Source organism: Candidatus Poriferisodalis sp. (genome assembly GCF_965214215.1).
Classification (GTDB): Bacteria; Actinomycetota; Acidimicrobiia; order Acidimicrobiales; family Poriferisodalaceae; genus Poriferisodalis.
Genome location: NZ_CBDCBD010000002.1, coordinates 213,616 through 236,222 on the forward strand (window position 1 = coordinate 213,616; position 22,607 = coordinate 236,222).

General features: G+C 64.4%; 22 protein-coding genes and 1 pseudogene. 8 read left to right on the plus strand and 15 right to left on the minus strand.

The window, feature by feature from the left end; genetic code table 11:
• Positions 1–8: 8 nt before the first annotated feature.
• The 3 genes from ACOOF5_RS01225 (at position 9) to ACOOF5_RS01235 (ending at position 2,481) form a co-directional block, all read left to right on the plus strand.
• Positions 9–1,238 carry an acetyl-CoA C-acetyltransferase gene (locus ACOOF5_RS01225; RefSeq protein ID WP_420435787.1) on the plus strand — a complete coding sequence of 410 codons (1,230 nt, stop codon included), beginning with the start codon at positions 9–11 and terminating at the stop codon, positions 1,236–1,238.
• 71 nt (positions 1,239–1,309) lie between these two features.
• A complete protein-coding gene (rpe, locus tag ACOOF5_RS01230; protein ID WP_420435789.1) occupies positions 1,310–2,029 on the plus strand; it encodes a ribulose-phosphate 3-epimerase in 720 nt (239 codons plus the stop codon).
• Complete coding sequence (locus tag ACOOF5_RS01235; protein ID WP_420435791.1) at positions 2,026–2,481, plus strand: hypothetical protein; 456 nt, start codon at positions 2,026–2,028, stop codon at positions 2,479–2,481. Before rpe ends, ACOOF5_RS01235 begins: the two co-directional genes overlap by 4 nt.
• 29 nt (positions 2,482–2,510) lie before the next feature.
• Here the strand turns inward: ACOOF5_RS01235 and ACOOF5_RS01240 are convergent, their stop codons facing one another.
• The 6 genes from ACOOF5_RS01240 to ACOOF5_RS01265 form a co-directional block, all read right to left on the minus strand.
• On the minus strand, positions 2,511–3,131 hold the full coding sequence (locus ACOOF5_RS01240; RefSeq protein ID WP_420435793.1) for an ATP-dependent Clp protease proteolytic subunit: 621 nt from the start codon (positions 3,129–3,131) through the stop codon (positions 2,511–2,513).
• An 80-nt stretch (positions 3,132–3,211) separates the two neighbouring features.
• Positions 3,212–3,793, minus strand: coding sequence for an RdgB/HAM1 family non-canonical purine NTP pyrophosphatase (gene rdgB, locus ACOOF5_RS01245; RefSeq protein WP_420435795.1), 582 nt, complete (start codon positions 3,791–3,793; stop codon positions 3,212–3,214).
• A 162-nt stretch (positions 3,794–3,955) separates the two neighbouring features.
• The gene (gene rph, locus ACOOF5_RS01250; RefSeq protein ID WP_420435797.1) at positions 3,956–4,684 is read right to left on the minus strand and encodes a ribonuclease PH; all 729 of its coding nucleotides are present in this window, start codon (positions 4,682–4,684) and stop codon (positions 3,956–3,958) included.
• Between the two features lie 34 nt (positions 4,685–4,718).
• Positions 4,719–5,468 (minus strand): MBL fold metallo-hydrolase, encoded by a 750-nt coding sequence (locus ACOOF5_RS01255; RefSeq protein ID WP_420435799.1) that lies wholly within the window; start codon positions 5,466–5,468, stop codon positions 4,719–4,721.
• A 119-nt stretch (positions 5,469–5,587) separates the two neighbouring features.
• Positions 5,588–6,535, minus strand: a complete 948-nt coding sequence (locus ACOOF5_RS01260; protein WP_420435801.1) for a PLP-dependent cysteine synthase family protein — start codon at positions 6,533–6,535, stop codon at positions 5,588–5,590.
• Between the two features lie 112 nt (positions 6,536–6,647).
• The gene (locus tag ACOOF5_RS01265; RefSeq protein ID WP_420435803.1) at positions 6,648–6,923 is read right to left on the minus strand and encodes a ubiquitin-like small modifier protein 1; all 276 of its coding nucleotides are present in this window, start codon (positions 6,921–6,923) and stop codon (positions 6,648–6,650) included.
• A gap of 222 nt (positions 6,924–7,145) precedes the next feature.
• Between ACOOF5_RS01265 and smpB the strand changes: the two genes are divergently transcribed.
• Complete coding sequence (smpB, locus tag ACOOF5_RS01270; protein ID WP_420435805.1) at positions 7,146–7,676, plus strand: SsrA-binding protein SmpB; 531 nt, start codon at positions 7,146–7,148, stop codon at positions 7,674–7,676.
• 121 nt (positions 7,677–7,797) lie between these two features.
• Here the strand turns inward: smpB and ACOOF5_RS01275 are convergent, their stop codons facing one another.
• The 5 genes from ACOOF5_RS01275 to ACOOF5_RS01295 form a co-directional block, all read right to left on the minus strand.
• The gene (locus ACOOF5_RS01275; protein ID WP_420435808.1) at positions 7,798–8,610 is read right to left on the minus strand and encodes an alpha/beta fold hydrolase; all 813 of its coding nucleotides are present in this window, start codon (positions 8,608–8,610) and stop codon (positions 7,798–7,800) included.
• Positions 8,607–9,902, minus strand: coding sequence for an LLM class flavin-dependent oxidoreductase (locus tag ACOOF5_RS01280; RefSeq protein WP_420435810.1), 1,296 nt, complete (start codon positions 9,900–9,902; stop codon positions 8,607–8,609). The genes ACOOF5_RS01275 and ACOOF5_RS01280 overlap by 4 nt, the downstream gene beginning before the upstream one ends.
• 120 nt (positions 9,903–10,022) lie before the next feature.
• On the minus strand, positions 10,023–11,588 hold the full coding sequence (locus tag ACOOF5_RS01285) for a 4-hydroxyphenylacetate 3-hydroxylase N-terminal domain-containing protein (RefSeq protein WP_420435812.1): 1,566 nt from the start codon (positions 11,586–11,588) through the stop codon (positions 10,023–10,025).
• A gap of 735 nt (positions 11,589–12,323) precedes the next feature.
• Entirely contained in the window at positions 12,324–13,424 is a 1,101-nt protein-coding gene (locus ACOOF5_RS01290) for a S8 family serine peptidase (RefSeq protein ID WP_420435814.1), read from the minus strand.
• A 25-nt stretch (positions 13,425–13,449) separates the two neighbouring features.
• Complete coding sequence (locus ACOOF5_RS01295; RefSeq protein ID WP_420435816.1) at positions 13,450–14,715, minus strand: hypothetical protein; 1,266 nt, start codon at positions 14,713–14,715, stop codon at positions 13,450–13,452.
• Between the two features lie 303 nt (positions 14,716–15,018).
• Between ACOOF5_RS01295 and ACOOF5_RS01300 the strand changes: the two are divergent.
• Both ACOOF5_RS01300 and ACOOF5_RS01305 read left to right on the plus strand, forming a co-directional pair.
• A pseudogene (locus ACOOF5_RS01300) lies at positions 15,019–15,337 on the plus strand (transposase); the annotation flags it as partial.
• Positions 15,338–15,415: 78 nt separating this feature from the next.
• Positions 15,416–16,557, plus strand: a protein-coding gene (locus ACOOF5_RS01305; RefSeq protein WP_420435818.1) for an IS3 family transposase whose coding sequence is annotated in 2 segments (ribosomal slippage) — positions 15,416–15,698 and positions 15,698–16,557 — 1,143 coding nt in all. Because the reading frame shifts where the segments join, the coding sequence is not laid out codon by codon here.
• Between the two features lie 336 nt (positions 16,558–16,893).
• Here the strand turns inward: ACOOF5_RS01305 and ACOOF5_RS01310 are convergent.
• The 3 genes from ACOOF5_RS01310 to ACOOF5_RS01320 form a co-directional block, all read right to left on the minus strand.
• Positions 16,894–17,865 carry a quinone oxidoreductase family protein gene (locus ACOOF5_RS01310; RefSeq protein WP_420435820.1) on the minus strand — a complete coding sequence of 324 codons (972 nt, stop codon included), beginning with the start codon at positions 17,863–17,865 and terminating at the stop codon, positions 16,894–16,896.
• Between the two features lie 77 nt (positions 17,866–17,942).
• Positions 17,943–18,515: a VOC family protein gene (locus tag ACOOF5_RS01315; RefSeq protein ID WP_420435822.1), complete on the minus strand. Its 573-nt coding sequence runs from the start codon at positions 18,513–18,515 to the stop codon at positions 17,943–17,945.
• A gap of 138 nt (positions 18,516–18,653) precedes the next feature.
• Positions 18,654–19,604, minus strand: coding sequence for an LLM class flavin-dependent oxidoreductase (locus tag ACOOF5_RS01320; protein WP_420435824.1), 951 nt, complete (start codon positions 19,602–19,604; stop codon positions 18,654–18,656).
• Positions 19,605–19,738: 134 nt separating this feature from the next.
• On the opposite strand from ACOOF5_RS01320, the gene ACOOF5_RS01325 reads away from it, so the two are divergent.
• The gene (locus tag ACOOF5_RS01325) at positions 19,739–20,182 is read left to right on the plus strand and encodes a GlcG/HbpS family heme-binding protein (RefSeq protein WP_420435826.1); all 444 of its coding nucleotides are present in this window, start codon (positions 19,739–19,741) and stop codon (positions 20,180–20,182) included.
• A gap of 43 nt (positions 20,183–20,225) precedes the next feature.
• Here ACOOF5_RS01325 and ACOOF5_RS01330 read toward each other — a convergent pair whose 3' ends face one another.
• Positions 20,226–20,951: a hypothetical protein gene (locus ACOOF5_RS01330; RefSeq protein ID WP_420435828.1), complete on the minus strand. Its 726-nt coding sequence runs from the start codon at positions 20,949–20,951 to the stop codon at positions 20,226–20,228.
• A gap of 244 nt (positions 20,952–21,195) precedes the next feature.
• Here ACOOF5_RS01330 and ACOOF5_RS01335 point away from each other — a divergent pair, with 244 nt between their 5' ends.
• Positions 21,196–22,596, plus strand: coding sequence for an ABC transporter substrate-binding protein (locus ACOOF5_RS01335; RefSeq protein ID WP_420435830.1), 1,401 nt, complete (start codon positions 21,196–21,198; stop codon positions 22,594–22,596).
• Positions 22,597–22,607: the final 11 nt, after the last annotated feature.

Below are 22,607 nucleotides of genomic sequence, written 5' to 3' on the forward strand. Positions count from 1 at the left end.
ACACCCCCATGAGCACTGACGCCGCGACCGATCCGGTCATCGTCGCCACCGCCCGCAGCCCGATCGGACGAGCATTCAAGGGCTCGCTGACTGAGATGCGGCCCGACGACATGACGGCGCAGATCGTGACCAAGCTGCTCGACAAGGTGCCCGAGCTTCCCCGCAACGAGATCGAGGATCTCATGCTGGGGTGCGGCCAGCCCGGCGGAGAGGCCGGCTTCAACATCGCTCGTGCCTCGGCCATCCTGGCCGGCCTCGAGGAGGTGCCCGGCACCACCGTCAACCGCTACTGCTCCTCGTCGCTGCAGACCATCCGCATGGCAGCCCATGCCATCCGCGCCGGTGAGGGCGACGCCTTCATCGCCGCCGGCGTCGAGTGCGTCAGCCGCTACGACAAGGGGAACTCCGACAGCCTGCCCGGCACCACCAACCCGCAGTTCCGTGCTCCCGGCGAGCGCACCAAGGTGCGGTCAGAAGGCGGTCACGGCGACTGGGCGCCTGCGCCGGGACTGCCCGACCTGTACATCGCGATGGGCCAGACGGCCGAGAACGTCGCCGAGCACAAGGGCGTAAGCCGCGAGGCCATGGACGAATACGGCGTGATGAGCCAGAACAAGGCCGAGGCCGCCATCGCCAGCGGTTTCTTCGAGATGGACATCACACCGCTCGAGCTGCCTGACGGCAGCGTGGTCAGCGCTGACGACGGGCCCCGTGCAGGCGTCACCTACGACGCTGTCTCACAGCTGAAGCCCGTGTTCCGGCCCGACGGCCGGGTGACAGCCGGCAACGCGTGCCCGCTGAACGACGGCGCGGCCGCCGTGATGGTGATGAGCCGCAAGCGTGCCGAAGAACTGGGCATCACACCGCTGGCTCGCGTCATCTCGTCGGCGGTCTCGGCGTTGAACCCCGAGATCATGGGCCTCGGCCCGATTGAGGCCTGCAAGAAGGCGCTGGCACGGGCGGGCATGACCATGAGCGACATCGACATGGTCGAGATCAACGAGGCCTTCGCGGCACAGGTGCTCCCGTCCGCCGACGAGCTGGGCATCGACATCGTCGATCAGCTGAATCTCCACGGCGGTGCCATTGCGCTGGGCCACCCCTTCGGCATGACCGGTGCCCGCATCATGACCACCCTGTTGAACGGTCTGGCCGACCGCGACAAGACCTTCGGGCTCGAGTCGATGTGCGTCGGCGGCGGTCAGGGCATGGCCATGATCGTGGAACGCCTGAACTAAGCCACTGCCCTCGGGCACATTCCCGAGGTAACTGCCGCGCCTCATGGCGGCGCGTCGGCAACACTGGCCGGGTGAACACGTCCTTAACGACGGCGCCGCGACCCATTGAGATCGTTCCATCGGTCCTGCCCGCTGATTTTGCGCGCCTCGGCGACGAGTGCGCTGCGCTTGCCGAGGCCGGAGTCGATCGGATCCAGTGGGACGTCATGGACGGCGTCTTCGTCCCGAACCTGACCTTCGGCCCCGACGTCATCGCGGCCTGCCGCACCCATGCCAGCGTGATGTTCGAGGCCCACCTCATGGTCGTGAACCCCGACCCGATGCTCGGCGCCTACGTTGACGCCGGCTGCGAGATGCTGATCGTCCATGCCGAGTCGGTGACGCACCTGCATAGAACGCTGAGCCGGATTGCCGAGCTGGGCGCGCAACCGGCCGTGGCCATCAATCCGTCGACACCGATCGACGCTGTGGCCCACGTGCTCGACCTCGTCGACATGGTGCTGGTCATGACCGTCAATCCGGGATTCGGCGGCCAGGCATACATCGCAACGATGGAGCCCAAGATCGCTGCGCTGCGACAGCTCATCTCCGACAGCGGGTCGTCTGGGGCGTCAGGCGCGGGAATCGACATCGAGGTGGACGGCGGCATCTCGGCCGAGACGATCAGCGGAGCTGCGGCGGCAGGCGCCAACGTGCTCGTGTCGGGCAGCGCGTTGTACCGCTACTCCGAGGGACTCGCGCACGGTGTCACGGACCTGCGCTGCCGTGCGGAGGCAGCGTCCCGAGCGTGATGGCCGTGACAGCTCGCCGGCGCTGGCTCCTCATCGCCGCCGCCGTCGTAGCGATCGCCCTTGCGCTTCGCTTGACGCTGTGGCGCGACGCCGGGGAACCCTCCGTCGAGGAGTTCTGCGGGGAGTTCGCTCACCTGCTCGTCGTCGACCAGCTCAGCCTGACGGTCAACCCGAACGACGACACCACTACACGCGAGGCAATGGACCGCACTGCTCGGCAGTTCGCCGACGCCGCAGCAGCAGCACCGATGGAAATACGACCCGACATGGCTTTGCTAGCCGATCTGACCGCAGCGCTTTCCGATGCCGTCGCCGAGACAGCGTCGCGGGAGACGTTCGACCGTGCGGCCGCGTTGATCGCAGCGCAGGATCCCTTCCTCGAGACCCAGGATGCCGCCACGCAGCGAGTCGTGAACTACGTCACCCGCCATTGCACTGCTGCGCCTGGATAAACCAGACGCACGAGCACTGCTGCGCCCGGCTAGATCATCTCCCCGCGCTTGACGATCACGTGATCGCACAAGCCGTAGCCCTTGGCTTCCTCGGCAGTGAACCAGCGATCTCGCTCGGAGTCGAGCAGAATCTGCTCGACGTCCTGACCGCTGTGAAGCGCAGTGCGCTCGGCCATCAGGCGCTTGACGTAAGCCATCTGCTCGGCCTGGATGGCTATGTCAGATGCCTGGCCGCGTACTCCGCCAGACGGCTGGTGCATCATCACCCGGGCGTGCGGCAAACAGTAGCGCTTGCCCGGCGCTCCCGCCGTGAGCAGGAACTGCCCCATCGAGGCGCCCAGCCCGAGGCAAACCGTGGCCACGTCGCAGGCGACGAATTGCATCGTGTCGTAGATGGCCATGCCGGCGGTGACCGAGCCACCAGGGCTGTTGATGTACAGCGAGATGTCGCGGCCCCGGTCCTGACCTTCTAGGTACAGCATCTGCGCACAGACGACGTTGGCCAACTGGTCGTCCACTTCGTCGCCCAGGAACACGATGCGGTCGTCAAGCAGCCGGTTCGAAATCTGGGTCCAACCGGTCACACTGCTGGACTCGAACGCACGCTCAGACGCCGGGTTCGGGCGCTGTGTGGAGGGAAGGTCGCTCATGGGGCGCAGGTTACCGACGGGGCCATCGAGCCCAGCCGGACGATTCCGGCCGCACGACGCTAAACAGGTCGCCGCCGCGGTCAGAGATGCTCGGCGAGCGCCCGCAGCGCGCGTCCACGGTGGCTGATGCGGTTCTTCGCATCCGTGCTCATCTCCGCGAACGTCAAGTGGGCTGCTTCATCGGGGATGAACACCGGGTCGTAGCCGAACCCCTGATCTCCCCGCGGCGACTGCGCGATGGCCCCCTCAACGACGCCCTCGGCAAGCACCTCTCGCCCGTCGTCGAACACCACTGCGACCACGGTCCGGAACCGCGCCGTGCGCTGCGCCAGCGGCACATGCGCTAGCGCGCTCAGGAGCTTGGCCACATTGGCGACCGGATCGGCCTCGGGCCCCGCGTAACGAGCGCTGTACACCCCGGGCGCGCCGCCGAGCGCGTCTACCTCAAGCCCGGTGTCGTCAGCGATAGCCGGTTCGCCGGCCGCCGCGCATACGAATCGTGCCTTGATGAGCGCATTGTGGGCCAGGGTTTCGCCATCCTCGGCCACATCGCCGAGATGGGCAGGTCGCGGCACGACCTCAGCGGACGGCATCGCGTCGCGCAGCACGTCGGACATCTCCGTCGCCTTGTGCGGGTTGGCCGAAGCCATCACGAGCCGCATCCGCTCAGGCCCCGCTCAGCGCAGAATCCCCGGCGTGCGCGGCCTCAGAGTTGGCTCGGATGGGTGAAGAACCCCTTCGTCGCCGCACCCGTTGTCTCCCGCTGTTGTTCGCTGTCGCTGACGGACCGCTCCGGCCACGGCTTCGCCTATCGGCTCGGGTTCTCACGCAGGCGGCGTCGCGAGGGCTGCTCGCTGCAGGTCGACGATCTCGGTAATCCCCGAACGGGCCAGCGCCAGCATTGCGGCGAGCTGGGCGTCGTCGAAGGGTTCGCCCTCGGCGGTGCCCTGCACCTCCACGAAGCGCCCCAGCCCGGTCATCACGACGTTCATGTCGACTTCGGCCCGTGAATCCTCCTCGTAGGGAAGGTCGAGACGGGCCTCGCCGTCGACGATCCCCACCGAGATGGCGGCGCACTCATCGATGAGCGGGTGCTGGTTGATGGCGCCCTTGGCGACCAGGCGGGCGCACGCATCGTGGAGGGCCACGTAGCCGCCACAGATCGATGCGGTGCGCGTCCCCCCATCAGCCTGCAACACATCGCAATCGACGGTGACCTCGCGCTCGCCGAGCGCTGCCATGTCGCACACCGCTCGCAGCGCCCGTCCGATCAGGCGCTCAATCTCAAGCGTGCGCCCCTTCTGCTTGCCGCGCTTGGACTCACGGCCGACACGCTCGCCGCTCGAGCCAGGCAGCATCGCGTATTCGGCAGTCACCCAGCCAGTCCCCCGGCCGCGCATCCAGCGTGGCACGTCGTCGTCGATCGACACCGTGCACAGCACCCGGGTCCGACCAAAGGACACCAGCACCGATCCGGGCGTTTGGTCGGTGAAGTCGCGTTCGAACGTGATGGGGCGCAGTTCGCCGGGCACTCGACCGTCGGCGCGCGTCACGACTCGGGCTCAGTTCTCACGACACGCTCGGCGTTCACGCCCAAAAGGTTGCGCCGGTGCTCGCGACCGCCACATCGCCGCTGAACACCTCGCCCGCCTCGGTGAGGTGATCTTGGGGGTCCGATCCGGGCGGTACATGGGTCACGACGAGTTGCCGTGCCCCTACGTCGTTGGCATCCGCCGCCAGCCATGCGGCGCTGACATGAGGAATCTCGGGATTGTCGGTTGCGTGCAGCAGCGTTCCCTCGCCCACCACGAGGTCTGGGGAGGGCCGTCCTGCGTCACGACTCAAGGCAGACAGCGCCCAGCCCCGACCGGTGTCGGAGGTGTAGACGATGGACTTGCCGTTGCTCTCAAAGCGCATCGCCAGTGTCTCGACCGGATGATCGGTGCGTGAGAACAGCACGTCGATGTCGCCGACGCGTGCCTCCGACGAATCCTTCACCATCTCCCAGCCGAACAGATCAGAGCTGTCACCGTAGGCCTCGGTGACCTCCCGCACACCCTCGGTTGCGAGAACCCGGATGTGGGACATGCCCATGTAGTACTTCGCAGCGTTGTAGACCACCGGCAGCTCGGCACAGTGATCGGGGTGATGATGGCTGACGAGCATCGCGTCGACCGACTCGAGCGGCACGTGGGATTGCAGGTTGGCGAAGGTGCCAGGGCCGCAATCGACCCACAACGACGTCGTTTCGCTGCGCACCAGATACCCGCTGCAGGACTCGCCTGCCGCGGCGTAGCTGCCCGAACAACCCAAGACCGTCACCGAGAGCTTGCTCACGGAGGCCGATACTACGCAAGCGAAACGCTCGGCTCACATCGCGCCGGAGTCACTGAGCTTCAGCTCGTCGGGCAGCGCGTTCCCGCTTCGAGCAACCGGAGAATTTCCCGAGCAGCGAATCAGAAGTAGATGACGTCGGCGGCGTGGTCGGCCGCAGCGTCGAGGTCGTCAGTCCACGCGCCGACCGAGAGATATTTCCAACCATGGTCGCTGACGACGAACACGATGACGCCTTCGCCGATGCGGGCGGCGGCCTTGCGGGCCCCGGCCAACGCGGCACCGCCCGAGATTCCCGAGAACACGCCTTCAGCCGTCAGCATCCGCGTCGCCTCGATCGACTCGCGGGGTCGCACGATCATCTTGCTGTCGAGCAGGTCGACGCCGCCCCAGCGCTCAAAGATGGGCGGCACGTAACCGTCGTCGAGGCTGCGCAATCCCTCGACCTGTTCACCCGCTGGCGGCTCGACGGCCCACACCTGCACCCCGGGCGCGTGTTCCTTGAGGTACCGACCGACACCCAGCAGCGTGCCGCTCGTGCCGAGGCCTGCCACAAAGTGGGTGATGTTCGGGACATCGGCCACGATCTCGGGGCCGGTGGTGCGGTAGTGCACCTCGGGATTGGCCTCATTGCCGTACTGGTAGAGCATCGTCCAGTCGGGGTTCGCCTCGGCCAGTTCCAATGCGAGACGCACAGCGCCATTGGAGCCCTGCTCGGCCGGGCTAGCAATGATCTCGGCGCCGAAGATCTCGAGCATCTGGCGTCGCTCGGCTGTGACGTTGCCGGGCAGCACGATCTTCACCCGGTAGCCGCGGCGCTGCCCGAGCATGGACAGCGCTATGCCGGTGTTGCCCGATGAGGGCTCGATGATCACCGATCCCGGCGCCAGACGGCCCTCGGCCTCGGCACGGTCCAACATGGCGAGCGCCACCCGATCCTTCACCGATCCGGTCGGGTTCTGCCCTTCCAGCTTGGCGTAGAGCGCGACCGAGGGGTTGGGGCTGAGCCGGCTGACGTCGAGGGTGGGAGTGTCGCCGATCAGCTCGTCGACCGAGCGATATACCGTCACGCTGCACTCACGTCTGCCTCGAATGTTCGACGCGATGCCGCCACGGCAGGATCGGCAGCACGCTCACGGCGAATGCCGGTATCGACACACGCCCGCTGTTGAGGCTGTCGGCTCAACCGCCGGCGACGGCCGGCAGGATGGACAATTCGTCCCCTTCAGCGAGTGCCGTGTCCATCTGGGAGAGATAGCGCACGTCCTCGTCGTTGACATACACGTTGACGAAGCGGTGCAGGCTGCCGTCATCGCCGAGCAAGTTGGGGGCGATGCCGGGGAACTCGCCGACCAGCCATGAGACCGCCTCGGCGACAGTCTTGGCTTCGGCGGACACCTGCGACTGCCCGTTGGCATGAGGGCGCAGGACGGTGGGCAAGCGGACGGTGACAGCCATCGGAACTCCCGGTTCGGTAGCGCTGGGGCGGGCGGCTGCAGGGCAGACTTGCGTGGCGCCACGGCAATTCCCGACCTGCTCGCTCAGGATTCTACGGGGTCATGATCGCCGTCGCCTACTGCGGGGCGTCGGCTCAACCGCTGGTGCGACCAACGCCAGCCGTACCCTCGGGCACATGGCCGACGGCTGAGCCGATTGGCGAAGCCGTGGCCCGAGCAGCCCATGAGCGCAGCAAATGTGGGCGGGAGGAAAATGGTGATGCAACGAGACGGCTCACCCACCCGCGCATCGTCGAGCGACCACAGCATCGTGGCGTCGAATCGCCGTGCGCGCCGCAACTACGAGGTGCTCGACACCTTCGAGTGCGGCATGGTCCTGCGCGGCTCCGAAGTGAAGTCGCTGCGTGCCGGCGGCGCCCAGATGAGCGATGCCTACGCCCGTGTGCGCGACGACGAGATGTGGCTGATGGGTCTGCACATCGCCCCGTGGACGCATGCTTCGGCAGCCATGGGCCACGAGGTCGAACGACCCCGCAAGCTGCTCATGCACCGCGCCGAGATCAACCGGCTGCGGGCACGGACCGAGCAGGACCGCTTGCAGCTCATCCCACTCGAGATCTACTTCCGCGACGGGCGGGCCAAGCTCGAGCTGGCCCTCGCCCGGGGCCGCCGCCTGTACGACAAGCGCCAAGCCATCCGTAAGCGAGAAACCGACCGCGAGGCCCAGCGGGCGCTGCGAGACCGCTCTGCCTAGCAACGCGCGTCCGCGGTGGAGGCGGCAGAAGCCTCAGCTCCCGCGATCCAGCAGGTCGCAACGTCGCAGAGTCTCCTGCCGCCTCCACCGCTGCGGCATCTGTGCCTAACGGCTGGAGTCCCTAGGCGAACGCGGCGGCTGCGATCTTGGCGATTTCGGCGGGTTGGTCGAAATCGGCTTGGTGGCCGGCGTCGTCTACTAGATGGGTGCTCACCACGTTCGGCAGCGCGTTCGCCCAGCGCCCGAGGTACGAAGCGGGGATGATGCGGTCCTTGGCGCCGTGCACCAGTGTGACGGGGTTGGTGACGCGGTGCAGACGGGCCGCCAAACCCCACTCGGGCAGTGGCCAGATCAACTGCGCCGCGGCGGTGCGTGTGAGATAGCGATGCACGCCGTGCTCCACCACCATGTCGGCGGGCAGGTCTGCGGGGTCGTCGAAGAACGCCGCTGATGCCGCGGCGTCCTCGGTCAGCATCTGGCGCTGCACGCTCAGCGTCGTGCCGAAGGGGTCGGCTACTGGATCGTTGTCGTCCCACAGACCGAACGGGGCCACGAGCACCATCGGCCCGAAGGCCTCGGGTCGCACCGCTGCGAGTTCGAGCGCCATCATCGCGCCCACGCTGGAGGCCACCAGCGGGGCGCCGGTCAGCCCGGCTACATCGATGACCTCACTGGTGGCGACCACCCAGTCGTGCAGGGTGCGCAATCCATCAGGCTCGCTCGAGCCGGTGAATCCCGGCAGGCTCGGCGCCACCACGCGATGCCCCGCGGCGGCCAATTGCTCCAGCACGGCGTGGGGGCCCGGATTGCCGAGCATCCCGTGGAGGTAGCCCACGGTCGGGCCCTCACCCAGCTCGACGAGGCCGATGTGCCCGTCTCGATATGGCAGCGAGCTCGGCGCGAAGTGACCGGCCAGCGATGTGGCTGCGCTCACTGGGCGCGGCTTCCGACCGGTGCGAGCTGATGGTCGGCCTTGGGCCACCAGTGATCCTCGTACTCGTCCTCGAACAGACCGGCGACCTCGGGCATCACCTTGGTCGCGTACATCTCGGTGTTCATCTTCACCAGCTCGGGATCCATGTTGCCGAAGTGGCTGAAGACCATCAGGTGACCGACGTTCATGGTGGTGGCCAGCTCGTGCACCTGCTCGGTGACCTGGGTGGGATTACCCAAGATGATGTAGCCCTTCTCGACCATCGCCTCGAAGGTCAGCTTCTTCGAGCCGTACGACGCCTTCGCTGCGCCTGCCTTGGCAGCGTCGGCTGCGTTGGCCTCGCGGCGGGCGGTGGCCTCCCGGGCGGCCCGCTCGACCATGCCTTCCACGCCGGCACGCACAGTGTTGGGCGTCTTGTACCCCGGCGGATCGGCGTAGCCGGCATACACGTGCAGGCAGGTGTTGAAGAAGTACTCGGCCGGCTCGCGGTACAGGTCCCAGGCTTCGGCCTCAGTGTCGGCCACGGCGATGAACTGAGCGAAGCCGCCCTGGAACGGGTTGGTCTCCTTGCCCAGGTCCTGGACTTTCTTCCAGAACCCCTGCATGGTGCGCAGACCGGCCTTGTAACCGAAGTAGCTGAGGTAGCAGTACACGAGATCCTCAGCGGCGCACCAGTCCCAGGTGTCCACCGAGCCGCCGCCGGGAATCCAGATGGGCGGGTGGGGCTGCTGCACGGGGCGGGGCCACACGTTGACGTAGCGCAGCTTGTTGTAGTTGCCGTTGAAACTGAACACCTCGTCTGATGTCCACGCCTGGCGGATGAGATCCACGCCCTCGTGGTAGCGCTCCCGCAGCGTGGCGGGATTCTGGCCGTAGGCGTAGATCGTGTCCATCGGCGAGCCCACCGGGAAGCCCGCGATCATGCGCCCGCCGGTGATGCCGTCGAGCATGGCGATCTCTTCGGCCACGCGCAGCGGCGGGTTATACAAGGCGACCGAGTCGCCCAGCACGACGATGTTGGTGTCGGGGCAGTTCCGTGAGAGGGCCGCGGCGATGATGTTCGGGCTCGGCATCAGCCCGTAGCCATTGGAGTGGTGCTCGTTGATGCCGACGGCGTCGAACCCGCACTGGCCCGCGAATTCGAGCTGATCGAGATACGCGTTATAGGTCCGGTGGCCGACAGCGGGGTCGTAGAGCTTGGGGTCGATATCGACCCACACCGAACGGTGCTGTTCGGGAAAGTCCGGCGGGAGCTCCGGGTACGGCATCAGGTGGAAGAAGATGGACTTCACGGTGTGCTCCTTGGACGGCAGAAAGGCAGCGGGCGCGGCTCGTCGGAAAAAAATCTACTCCGCGTTCGACTCTGCGTTGCAGCTGGCGCTGCTGCCGCGCAGCAACGAACGGCGCTGGGCTCAGTCCCAGTCGCGACCCACGATGGAGACGTCGTCGGGGTTGAAGAAGCCCGGCAGGTTCCAGCCGTCGAGGTCGTACTCGGACATGCACTGCTCGGCGAAGCCCTCCAGCATCTGCGTCATCGAGCCCATGCCGGGGATTTCGAAGTCGGCCACATCGAGGTTCTCGTAGCGGATCTGCTCGTTGTTGCCGGCGTAGTTGCGCTCGTACAGCTCATGGCGGCCACCGAATTCGCTGCCCATGGCATCCCACAGCAACTTCATGATCTTCATCCGCTCCATCGCGGGGATGTCGTTCGAGCCCCGCACGTAGCGCTCCAAGTACGGCCGGATCTCGTCAGAGCTGAAGTCCTTCGCATTCGAGTTGACGTAGATCAACCCCGATCCGACGACCGATTCCACGATGTCCTTGATGCGCGGGTAAAAGTACGGCGTGAACGTGCGGTAGGCCATGCCATAGAGCAGCGCGGGCTGCACCGCACCGTTCTCCCACGGGTCGGGGCTCTTGGCCATGGCATCGCTGAGGCCCCACATCAGGTTGCGGATGGCAATCACCTCACCCAGGTTGGCCTGCACGCCCCGGAACCCACGGGTGCCGGTCGCCCGCAGCGCTTTCGACAGCAGACCGGCGATGAAGTCCAGCTTCACGCACAGTCGGGCCAGCCCATGGAACGTGAAGCGCGGGATGAAGCCCGACGCAGGGAAGAAGTTGTTGGCATTCTCGAGGTCGCCGTAGAGGAACACGTTCTCCCACGGGATCAGCACCTTGTCGAACACCAGGATCGAGTCGTTCTCGTCGAGCCGGCTCGACAGCGGGTAGTCGAACACGCTGCCCGTGGCTGCTGCCTGCAGCTCATAGGAGTTGCGGCAGATGAGCTTCACGCCATCGGCTTCCATCGGCGTCGTGCAGACGATCGCGTATGCCGGGTCCTGGAGGGGCACGGGGCCGAAATGGGCAATGAAGTTGTAGTGGGTCAATGCCGAGCCCGTGGCCACCACCTTTGCGCCCGACACGATGAGACCGTTGTCAGTCTCCCGTTCGACGTGCATGCAGACATCGGCAATCTGGTCAGCACCGAGGTGGCGGTCGACCGGCGGGTGAACGATGGCGTGATTCCAGTACGACACCTCTTCCTGGCTGCGCCGGTACCAGTACTGGGCGTTCTCGCTGTAGTCGCCGTAAAACTCCGGGAAGGCGCCCAGCGTGCCCAAGAACGAGGCCTTGTAGTCGGGGCTGCGGCCCATCCACCCGTAGGTCAGCCGCTGCCAGCCGGCAATTGCGTCCCGGGCACCGACGAGATCATCAGCGCTGTGGGGCACACGGAAGAACTTGTGGGTCTTGCCGCCCGATCCGGTGTCGGTGTCGCACATCAGCACGTCTTGCTGGTCGGGATCGTGCAACGCGTCGTACAACCGGGCGATCGAGCGCACGCTGTTGCGGAACGCCGGGTGCGTGGTGACGTCTCGAACCTTGTCGCCCTGGAAGTACACCGTGCGCCCGTCGCGCAGGCTCTCGACGTACTCGTCGCCGGTCATCGGCGACCATGTCTCGACTGATTCGCTCATAGCTCCCCCTGTCACATTCCCCTGAACGCGGCCCCGACACTAACGCAGGACGCAGATCGGGATTCTGGACTCAGCGCAAGACTGAGCCGGTTCAGTCTGATGCCGCAGCTTAGAGGGCGCGCGGGTAGGAGAGGCTGCCTTTGGCCAATTTCGCGCAAATCATAGGGAGGTAAGGGAAAGTCACAGGTCAGGATGTTGTCGCCGCAGGCAGCTAGTGGGGCCTACTGAAGGTTTGCGCCCATCCATTCACCCTCTACGCAATCGCTCCGAAATACTCGAGGAGTACGTCGTGCCGTTCTACAGTCAAGCAGCCGAGTCCCGTCGCTGGAGGGCCCACAACTGAAGGGCTAGTACAGGTGCCAAGAATATTCCGAGGCGGAGAATGGTTACAAGAAGGCAGATTCCGATGGCTATCGCGCTCAGACGAAGAACCGCTACCATTGCCTGAACCGGTACCACGATGGGAAGTCCGACGATGGTGCCGACGGTCCAGAATGCGGCTACCACTGCAGCTGGCGGATTGAGCGGTGTTGTCTCATAGGAGTTCGTAGCCCTACCGTTCTGCCCAAAAAGTGGGAACACAGCGTCCAAGTCAAGTTCATCGCCATGCAGCGCGAATATGAAGATCGAAAACGAAATCCAATATGCAAGACCCATCAAGATGATCCAGCGTTCTGCTTTTGGGCGAGCAGGTACTTTCATCGCATCGCCGCCACGGTCAGGTCTTTGCAGTAATTAGCACTCTGATACTACGGCGATTGTTGGCACACTCATTCCGTCAGCCAATACCATTTCACCTGAATCCAGTAGCGCATCCTTCACCTCATCCGGCGTCGCATGTACATGACATGCCATATAGATCGCTGCAGCCCCAGCGGCATGCGCCGCTGCCAAAGAGGTACCGCTCGGCGCAACAGAGTTTCGCAGTGATTTCAGTCTAGTTGTCTGTATGCAGACACCAGGTGCATATATGTCAACGCTCGGACCTCTGTTGCTAAAGTCAGCAATGTCATCATCCATCCCGGGCCCACAGGTCGGTGATCCCAAGCCGCCGCCGATCCCGTCAAAGTCGACTATGGCCCCCACGCTAATGACCCGACTCAGTTTGGCGGGAACAAACACCGACGCGTCCGTCTTCTGATTTCCAGCGGCTGAGACTACAGTTATACCTGACTCATGCAAGTGGCAGATCATTTGTCGTAGATCATCTGAGGTACAGTTGGCCTCATCAGCCGCTGTCTCATCGGGTCGGTTGAAGGCTGTCAGTACAACATCGATGTGGCTTGAATTCTGGTATACCCACCTGAGGCCACATAGAACACTTTCCTCGGACGCCAAGGTTTCGTCTGCAAATATCCGGATAGCGTACAGTTCCGCACCTGGAGCAACCCCGATAATCCCTTTACCATCTTGTTTCGCTCCGACGACGCCTGCCAATGACGTACCATGACCATTCGAGTCCTGCCAGTCCTCGGTGTCATCCGTCGCACAGTTGAAGCCATCCACTACATTCAGATCCGAATTCGTCGCATCGATTCCCGTATCCAAGATCGCGATACTGGGCGGCCATCCAGGTCCCTTTGGAATCTCAGGACCGCCGTGAACTCGACTGACGTTGGTAGGAACGAACTCATTCACTGGCTCAGCAGCATTAGTTGCCGGTGTGGAACTCGCTTGACGGTCTTCCGTAGTGCAGGACACAATACCCCAGACGGCCACTACGCTAAGCAGAGCGACACATTTCATAATTGACACACGGCCGTGCCGAGATGAGCGAGGCATCAACCAATCACTGTTCCGTGATCCTCTGGCGAACGACGCCTTTACCGTAGTCATCGATCGAAATATTATGCTGCAGCTGTCAGTTCCGGTTTATCCACCAAAAGTTGTTTGTCTGGCTTGTGCGCAGAAGATACGAGCACGCACCATACTTGTAGTTGAGGACATAGTGCTCCTTTGTCAGATTAGCGTACCCTACCGTCTGCACAGTGTGGCCAGCGAACGTGGTACCGGGCGAAATCGGAATCGGGAAAGCTCCAGTGCAAACTAGATTAGCGAAATACCGATTTGAGAAACTAGATGTCTCACCCACGTAAATGTAGTCTGAATTCCGATCACTCCATATGTAACGACTGTCACGGCGCCATCCTGTTTCATCCAACCAGTCGGACCACGATCTCGATTTGCTGGGTGAATACTGAGGTTGTTGATTCCATACCTCGACCTGCGCATGAACTTCTGAGGTGGCAGGCAGGATTGGGTAAGCAAGTTCTAAAACCTGGGATCGGGTCTTGGCTCTAAAGTCGGGTATTTCTAGTCTGAAATTGTTCTTCCCGTCTCCGTCATTGCTGAGACCTGTTGCATCAGGAGCCGTAGAACTCTCCGGCAGACCCGAGTTACCAGCTATTGGATCGGAAATGACAGATGTAGAGTTACCATCATCGGCGTCGCCTGTCGCTGCCGAAGCAGGTGCAGCATGCGATATGATGCCTAACTCGACGACACGTCTACAGGTATCCGGGTCGTATGCAATCTCAACAAATGCCGTCGTCACCTGCCTCCCTGCAGAACCTCGGCTCACGAATTTGCACCCACTTACCTCGATACCACTAGGAAGCGTAATTGTATCTTTGTTACCTTGCTCGACGACACGGACGGCGTCAACGGTCGCCGAACTCGAACCCGGCGCTGTGTTGTCGTATCGAATCACTGCTGAGCCAGAAAGCTGGACATTCTTTCCGATCTTGGGAATCGCTTCCAACTGCATAAACCACTGAGGATTGCCTTCAAGTATTGGGTCAGTAACGGCGTTGGCCAATCGCTGAGATATGTCGATTATGTGGCCGTCAACAAACGCGCCAGCTGGCATGACAGCTTCAATCTCAAGAGCTTGATCAAATCGCCCACTACTATCGAACGTAATCTTGTATGCAGTGTGTGTCGCCGAGACTAAGGCTGGGCCATCTTCAGATGAAGCATCTGGTGACTGGTCACCTTCGCTGAGGGCAGATACTGCTGTATGGCTCCCTATGCTGCTAACCAAGAGAACACAACAGGCGACCAGTACAACAGCTACCGCATTGAAGTGTCTCTTGACTCGACGAACTCCGAAATTGCCCGTCTGCATCACTATCGACCTCCATGCATTGACCCAATTCTTGGTAGGATAGCACGTATTCGTAGGCTGAGGGCCTGTCCGAAGGCTCCAAGAATGACAATCGGATAGTTCATCCTTCGTAATCTTGCGGGATTGGGGCTGCTGGGCTCGGTGTGGAGCCAGCACTGAGCGAGGGACCGGACCGTAACCCCCTGGCTGGAGGCCCCGGCGACATCAACAGTGACACTCCAAAAGTTGAGCCTTCGCGATTTTGTGGGATTCGGGCTGCTGGGCTGTGGGCCGGGAAGGATCATGTCTGTGACTGATCATGACATGCCGGTCGTGCCGACGAGCGAGGTCGTTGGCGAGACGGCGATGGCCGACTGGGCCGAGCAGCTGGTGGCCCAGGCACGCGCTGAGGGCGCGGGTGCTGACCAGCGACGGCGGCTTGCTCGCGGGGCTGGTGCGCCAGGTGCTCCAGTGTGGCCTCGAGGTCGAGACAAGCGAGCATCTGGGCTACGAGCGTCTCGCTGTGGAGGGCCGCCGGACCCCGAACTCTCGGAACGGGTCGACTCCCAAGACGGTCAAGACCGAGATCGGCGAGGTCGACCTGCAGGTGCCTCGGGATCGTGCGGGCACGTTCGAGCCTGTGACGGCGGCGCGAGCGCGGGTGACAGGGGACCCTGATTTGGGTCCATGAGTTGTGGGTCTGATTCCCGAGAATGGGAGGATGACCACGATGAAGAGGAAGCGTCATACGCCCGAGCAGGCGGTCCGCAAGCTGCGTGAGGGCGAGAAGCGCCTGAACGCGGGCGAGGAGCTGGGCTCGGTGCTGCGGCAGCTGGAGATCACTGAGTCGACGTGGAATCGGTGGCGCAGCACTTATGGCGGCATGAAGGCCGAGCAGGTCAAGGAGCTCAAGACGCTGCGCGTCGAGAACGCCAGGCTCAAGAAGCTGCTGGCCGAGGCGGAGCTGGACAAGGCGATGCTGAAGGATCTTGCGGAGGGAAAATGGTGACCCCGGACCGCCGGCGGGCCGCGGTGGTGCGGCTGCGGGACCGGTTCGGGGTGTCAGAGCGCCGGGCGTGCGCGGTGGTGGGCCAGCATCGCTCGACCCAGCGGCGTCCGGCTGCAGCTCGCGCGGACGCGGACGCGGTCTATGGGCAGTGGCTGTGTGTGTTCGCCCAGGCCCACCCCCGCTGGGGATGGCGCAAGGCTCACGACGTCGCCGTGCGCGAGGAGCGGGTGGTGAACGCGAAGCGGACGCTGCGTCTGTGGCGTGCCCACCGTCTTCAGCGGCCGCCGCAGCGCCGTCACAAGCGCCGCCGCCTCGGCGACGGCACCGCCGCCAGGCTGCGCGCCGAGCACCCGAACCACGTGTGGGCGCTGGACTTCCAGTTCGACGAGACCGCCGCCCGGCGGCGTCTCAAGCTGCTCAACGTCATCGACGAGTTCACCCGCGAAGCGCTCGCCGTCCACGCCGATCACAGCATCGACGCCGACGGCGTCGTCGCCATCGTCGAAGCCGTCGCCGCCCGACGGGGCGCGCCGGCTCATCTGCGCATGGACAACGGCCCCGAGCTCACAGCCGACGCGCTGCGCGACTGGTGCGAGACCTCGGGCACCGACACCGCCTACATCGAGCCCGGCGCCCCCTGGGAGAACGGCTGGATCGAATCGTTCAACGGACGCCTGCGCGACGAATGCCTCAACATCGAGGACTTCGCCAACCTCCTCGAAGCCCGAGTCGTCCTCGAAGACTGGCGCCACGACTACAACCACCACCGGCCCCACCGATCACTCCGCGGCCTGACACCCGCCGCCTACGCTGCAAGCCACCGACACGAAAACCCGACAACCCAACACCCATAACGACTGGACCAACTAACGGGTCCCCGTCACGGGCACCGTGGACGGCTTGTCGGGCAATGCGATCAGTCTGTATGGGTAAGGGCTCACGACCGGGGAGATCCAGGACCATCGGACCGAGATCTATGGCAGCGAGCCCGCCAACACCCCCGCATCGCCCACCAAGGAACCCTCGTCAAACACTGCCTCGATCCGGTCCAAACCCCGAATAAAATCGCTTACAGAAGGTGCCTCCCGTCACGGCATCACGCCGATACATCGTCAACGGCAAAATGCCCCGTCTGGAAGCCTTTCTGGCTGACGCCCACCACCGCCAAAAGCCGAACGGTGGATCTGGGCTTAAGGAATGAGCAGAACCTTGCCGGTCGTCGCGCGGCCCTGCAGAGCCTCGTGCGCTGCGCGGGCGTCAGCCATCGCGAAGCGAGCGCCGATGCGCACATCGAGTCGGCCCTCGGCGATCCAGCCGAACAGATCGTTGGCCCGGTCTTCGAGCTCTGCGCGGGTGGCGGTGTGGTCGCCGAGCGTCGGCCGGGTGAGAAACAGCGACCCGCCGGTCGACAGACGCAGCGGCGCCATCGGCGGCACCGGACCTGAGGCATTGCCGAAGGTGGCCATCGTCCCGCGTGGACGCAGGACGTCGAGGCCGCGGTCGAACGTGTCGGCACCGACGCCGTCATAGACCACATCCAACGGCCGCGGCCCGGCAATGCGCTCAACGGCGTCACCGAAGTGTTCGTCGCGGTAGTTGATGACGTGGTCGGCGCCAGCGCCCGCCGCCAGCTCAGCCTTGCCCGCAGTGCCTACCGTCGTGAAGACCTCGGCACCGCGCAGCTTGGCGATCTGGATGAGCAGCAGCCCTACTCCGCCGGCACCTGCATGGATCAGGCAGCGGTGACCTGGTTCCAGCGGAAACGTCGAGCACGCCAGAAAGTGGGCGGTCATGCCCTGCAGCATCGTGGCGGCACCCAGTTCGGTACTGGCCCCTTCGGGCAGCACGACTGCCACGCGGGCGGGGACTCGGGCCTTCTCCGCATAGGTGCCGGGGTGCCCGGTCCAGGCCACCTGGTCGCCGACCGCGAACCCCTCGACGCCTTCGCCGACCTCGGCGACGGTGCCGGCACCCTCCACGCCCGCGATGAACGGGAGCGGCATGGGGTAGAGGCCGCTGCGGTGGTACGTGTCGATGTAGTTCACCCCGGCGGCGTCGACATCGACGACCAGCATTCCGGCCTCGGCGACCGGGTCGTCGACCTCAGTCCAGACGAGCGCTTCGGGCCCGCCCGGTTCGGTTACCTGGATTGCGCGCATCAAGAACTCCTAGGGGCGCGCCACGATCACAAAGTCGTGGCGGGAATGAACGTGACGAGGAGGACCGGACAGAACTGAACTCAGCTCGGGTCGAAGTTTGTCTCGTAGTCGGTGGTGTCGACCAACAGATCTTCCTCGGGGAGGGTCACCGCGTAGTTGAGAGCACCATTGATGTCGTGTTCCCAGACCTCCGCGGGCAGCTCGTAGAGCACCTCGACGCCATAGCCGTTGGGATCGTTGATGTACACGCTGTGAGTCATGCCGTGGTCGACCCGCAAGTTCATCTTGACGCCGTTTTCCTTGAGGAATTGCACCTGCTCCAGCCAGGACTCCCTGTCGGGATACGCGATGGCAATGTGATTGACCGCACTTGCGCCCGAGAACATGTCCCATTGCTCGGGAGCCTCGGGCAGCCGGGGCATCTCTACCAAGGCGACATCGTGGTGATTCACGTCGTCGATGACACCGCTGTAGAACTGCATCTTGTAGGGAGGCACGTTGTACTTGTCCGAGTCCAACGCTCCGACCTGCTTGAACCCCAGCAGGTCGCTCCAGAAGTGATGCGATTCCTCCATGTTGCGGACGTTCAGCACGAGGTGATTGATCCCCCGTGGCGTCACTGCAGTCGTGCGCTTCGCAATGGTGTCGGTCATGAGCTACCCCCGTGATGTGTGTTGCGGTGCGTTGCACCCACTGCCTGCAATGGGTTGCCGCGTACTGATGCGGAGCATAGTCACAATCGCCGCTGCTACGAAAAATCTGACTGCGCTCAGAGACTGGTGCGACGTAGCTCAAAGTGCCTCGATCAGCGGCTTGACCTCGGCTGCGATCCACTCGGGGACCGTGTCGTCCTCGTGGCAGAAATGCTCGAACACCACCTCGTCGAGACCGAGGTCTCGCAGTTGCCCGCAGTGGTCCACGAGCTGGGAGACCGAACCGCGCCACGGGCCGTGGCCCGCAGCGATGGCGTCTTCCAGGCTGATGCCTGAGCCTTCGGGGGCCATCATGTCCAAGAAGCGCCGCAGTACCACTTCTTCCTGGTGCTCGTCGGGGCCGATCGCGGCGAAGATGAGCATGGACTTGCGGATGTCTGCGGGATCACGGCCGAAGTCCTCGCAATGCCGGGCCAGCGCCTCGTTCGCGGCCCGGAAGTCGTCGACGTCGAGCGGGGTGGCATTCCACTCGTAGGCATGCTCGGCGGCAATGCGCAGCGTGCGCCGCGGGCCCGTGCCGCCGATGAGGATGGGCGGGCGCCCCGCGGGCGGGTGGGGCTTGGAGTTGGTGCCCTGAATCCGGTAGTAGCTGCCATCGAACGTGCCCGATTCGGAATACCACAGCTCCTTCATCAGGGCGATGGCCTCTTCAAGCCGGTCGTAACGCTCGGGACCAGCGGGGAAGTCCACCCCGTAGATCTCGTGCTCGTCGGGGTACCAGCCTGCGCCGAGCCCCATCACAAAGCGGCCGTCTGCGAGAGCGTCGAGCTGCTGGGCCATCCGCCCGACGTTCACCGGCTCACGAAACGTGACCGGCGTCACCAAGGGGCCGAAACGGATCCGCTGGGTCTCCTCGGCGGCCATCACGAACGACAGATAGACGTCGATGGCGTCCTTCTGCTTGCCGTTGAAGTAATGGTCGGAACGAAACAGCGAATGGAACTCGAGCCGTTCGATCAGCCGGCAGATATGGCGCCACCGTTCCCATCCCAGCGGTGTCGCTTCTCCGATGATGATGCCGACGTCCATAGCTCGCTCCCCCTGCTGAGCGGCACCGGTGGCCTCGCCTCGGTCGGCCGCCGAGGCGGGGCGACGCGCAGCGGTGCGTGTGCGAGCCGGAGCGTAGTCTCGGCCCGTTCGCCCACTCACCGCCGGAGTTCTCCATGGCCGACAGCACAGACGCCGCCGACACCGCACCCGCACGCTCGCTGACACTCGCCGGCGCCTGCAAGGCACTTGATGCCGCGCTCGCCAAGGCCGCAGACATGGGCGGACGGTTCTGCATTGCGGTGACCGATCCTTCCGGCGAGCCGATTGCCACTGCACGGATGGACGGCGCGCCGCGCTTGTCGGCAGGCATCGCCCTCAACAAGGCGTTCACCGTGGCCGGTTTCGGCGGCATGCCCAGCGGCAACTGGTGGAATCTCATCAAGGATGAGCCGGCACTGGTGCACGGCATCACGCACACGCCGCGGCTCATCGTGTTCGGCGGCGGCGTGGGGATCTTCGTTGACGGCACGTTGGTGGGTGCGATTGGCGCCTCGGGCGGTTCGGCCGACGAGGACACCGAGGTCGCCCAGGCCGGCGCCGACGCGTTGGCTGGCTAGCTGGAGTGGTGCATGTGAGCCCGGGCAAGCCGGGCGGCCGGGCTCAGCCTTGGCGCTCGGCGAGCCATTCCTCGAACTCGGGACGCCGATCCTTGGCAATCGGGAAGGTGCCGATCGAGCTGTCACCTGCGGCGACCCGCTCGATGGCCCATTCCTCTTCTATCTCTTGGGCGTAGGAGTCGTTCGCGACCTCTTCGGCGAGCAGCGCCGGGATGACCACAGCCCCCTCGCCGTCGCCCACGATGATGTCGCCAGGGAACACGGTGACGCCGGCACAGGCGATCGGCACCTGGTGATCGAGCGGAGTGTGCAGCCGGCCAAGGGTCGCTGCGTGCGACGACTGGTGGTACACGGGCAACCCGACGTCGGCGACGGCGGGCGTGTCGCGCAGCGCACCGTCAGTGATGAACCCCGACGCACCGAGGTGTTTGATACGCATGGTGAAGATGTCGCCGATGGTGCCGGCGTGCGGCTCGCCGCGGGCTTCCACGATCAGTACCTCTTCGGGCTCGGTCGACTCCACCGCTCGGCGCTGAGCGTTGGGGCCCTGCAGGCGTCGCTCGAAGTCTTCCCGCTTTGGGACAAACCGGAGGGTGTGTGCATAGCCGAGCATTCGCTGGCCATCATTCAGCGGCCGCAAGCCGTTGAGGAAGCTGTTCTGCATGCCTCGCCGCTGCATCTGACCCGCAAGCGTCGCCGTGGAAACTGCGTTGAACTTCATTCGCATGTCGTCGGTGAGCGCCACCGGACGGTGTTCTGCGTCGGCCATGGGATCCCCATTTCTTTGCCCGTCAGGACTGATTGTGCACGGCACGTCGAGCGCATCGCGCTTGCAGCAATGTATCCAACCGAGTGCGCTGAATTTGAGTGCGCTCAGTTCTGTGAACCGGATTAGGCTCGCCCGAGGCGAGGTCCCCGATCTCGCCCGCAGGGGGAGCGGGCTCACGAGGGCTGGGTTCCCGGCCGGGCAGCCTGCCCGGCCGCACAGAGGGGGGAAGCTCATGCTTCGCAAATTGACCGCAATTGCATTTGTGTTCGTACTCGTCGCCGCGGCATGCGGCAGTGACGACGACAGCGACACAGCCGACACAGCGGCCCCGGCCGCCACCGAGGCACCGGCGGCCGACGACGACATGTCTGACGACATGGCCGACGAGCACATGGCCATGGACCAGGCCGGCGATTTCTGCGGCCTCGGCACGGGCGAAGAGGCGACCGACGAGCCGATCGTCATCGGCAACGTGACGACCTCGGTTCCCGGGATCGACTTCTCGACCGGTCCGCTCATGATGGAGGCGTACTTCCGCTGCGTGAACGCCAACGGCGGCATTCACGGACGCCCCTTGGAGATGGTCTGGGAGAACGACAACGCCACGCCCGAGGACGCCGCCGCTGCGGCTCGCAAGCTGATCGAGACCGACGGCGTCGTGGCTCTCGCCGGCGGCTTCTCGATCTTGGATTGCGCGGTGAATGCCGGTTACTACGAGGAGCAGGGCCTGAACGTGATCGTTGCGGGCGTTGCGGGTGAGTGCTTCAGCTCGCCCAGTATCTCGGCAACCAACATGGGTCCGGCCTACTCGTTGCTCGGTGCAGCCCAAGCCGTCGTCGCGAAGGGTGCCGCCAACAAGGTCGTGACGGTCACCGGCGTCTCGCCCGCCGCGGAATATGCGCAGTCGCTCGCCGGCGCGTTCGTCGAGCAGTCCGGGCTGGAGTGGGAGAACGTCCTGACAGACCTGCCGATCTCGGATCCGACCTCTGTCGCACTCGACCTCGTGAACCGGGCCGGCGATGGCGGAGGCGTGCTGCTCAACTACACGCCGCCCGAGGGCCTCAAGATTCTCAAGGCGGCCGAAGAGCAAGGCTTGATCGACCGGGTCCTCTGGGGCTCGTCGACGCCGTTGAATGACAGCTCGGTCGCCGTCGCTCTCGGCTCGGCTTGGGAAGGCAAGATCAACATCAACGCCGAGTTCAGCTTGCTGGACGATCCTCGATCAGATATCGAGCTGTACCGGCAGGTGACCGCCGACTTCCACGAAGACCCGACGCTGGGCAGCTTCCAGCAGATGGGCTTCGTGGCAGGTCGCATCCTGGTGCACGCCCTGTTGGGCATGGACCCGGCCGATCTCGATGACCGCGCAGCCGTGAACGCAGCAATCGGCGGCATCAAGAATTTCCAGACCGACCACCTGTGCAAGCCGTGGTACTTCGGCGGCCTGGAACTGGGCAACGTGTCGAACAACTGGGACTACAACGTGGTGCCTGACGGCGTGGGCGCCATGCGGGACGACAGCGGCTGCTTCGAGATTGCCGCGATCGACCCCATCCTGGTGGCCGTGCGCGAGGCCGAGGCCGGCGGCGGTCTGACCGCGGACGAGCCCAACAACTGGAAGGGCGGTCTGGGCTCGCAAGGCTGAGCCCGGTAACC

Excerpts from the sequence above, each read along its gene's own strand:
- ACOOF5_RS01330 (WP_420435828.1), bottom strand. The coding sequence starts at position 20,951 with ATGGCCGACGCAGAACACCGTCCGGTGGCGCTCACCGACGACATGCGA.
- rdgB (WP_420435795.1), bottom strand. The coding sequence starts at position 3,793 with ATGCGGCTCGTGATGGCTTCGGCCAACCCGCACAAGGCGACGGAGATG.
- ACOOF5_RS01325 (WP_420435826.1), top strand. The coding sequence starts at position 19,739 with ATGGCCGACAGCACAGACGCCGCCGACACCGCACCCGCACGCTCGCTG.
- ACOOF5_RS01265 (WP_420435803.1), bottom strand. The coding sequence starts at position 6,923 with ATGGCTGTCACCGTCCGCTTGCCCACCGTCCTGCGCCCTCATGCCAAC.
- ACOOF5_RS01225 (WP_420435787.1), top strand. The coding sequence starts at position 9 with ATGAGCACTGACGCCGCGACCGATCCGGTCATCGTCGCCACCGCCCGC.
- ACOOF5_RS01240 (WP_420435793.1), bottom strand. The coding sequence starts at position 3,131 with ATGAGCGACCTTCCCTCCACACAGCGCCCGAACCCGGCGTCTGAGCGT.
- ACOOF5_RS01320 (WP_420435824.1), bottom strand. The coding sequence starts at position 19,604 with ATGGACGTCGGCATCATCATCGGAGAAGCGACACCGCTGGGATGGGAA.
- smpB (WP_420435805.1), top strand. The coding sequence starts at position 7,146 with ATGAGCGCAGCAAATGTGGGCGGGAGGAAAATGGTGATGCAACGAGAC.
- ACOOF5_RS01290 (WP_420435814.1), bottom strand. The coding sequence starts at position 13,424 with ATGACTACGGTAAAGGCGTCGTTCGCCAGAGGATCACGGAACAGTGAT.
- ACOOF5_RS01295 (WP_420435816.1), bottom strand. The coding sequence starts at position 14,715 with ATGCAGACGGGCAATTTCGGAGTTCGTCGAGTCAAGAGACACTTCAAT.
- ACOOF5_RS01285 (WP_420435812.1), bottom strand. The coding sequence starts at position 11,588 with ATGAGCGAATCAGTCGAGACATGGTCGCCGATGACCGGCGACGAGTAC.
- ACOOF5_RS01315 (WP_420435822.1), bottom strand. The coding sequence starts at position 18,515 with ATGACCGACACCATTGCGAAGCGCACGACTGCAGTGACGCCACGGGGG.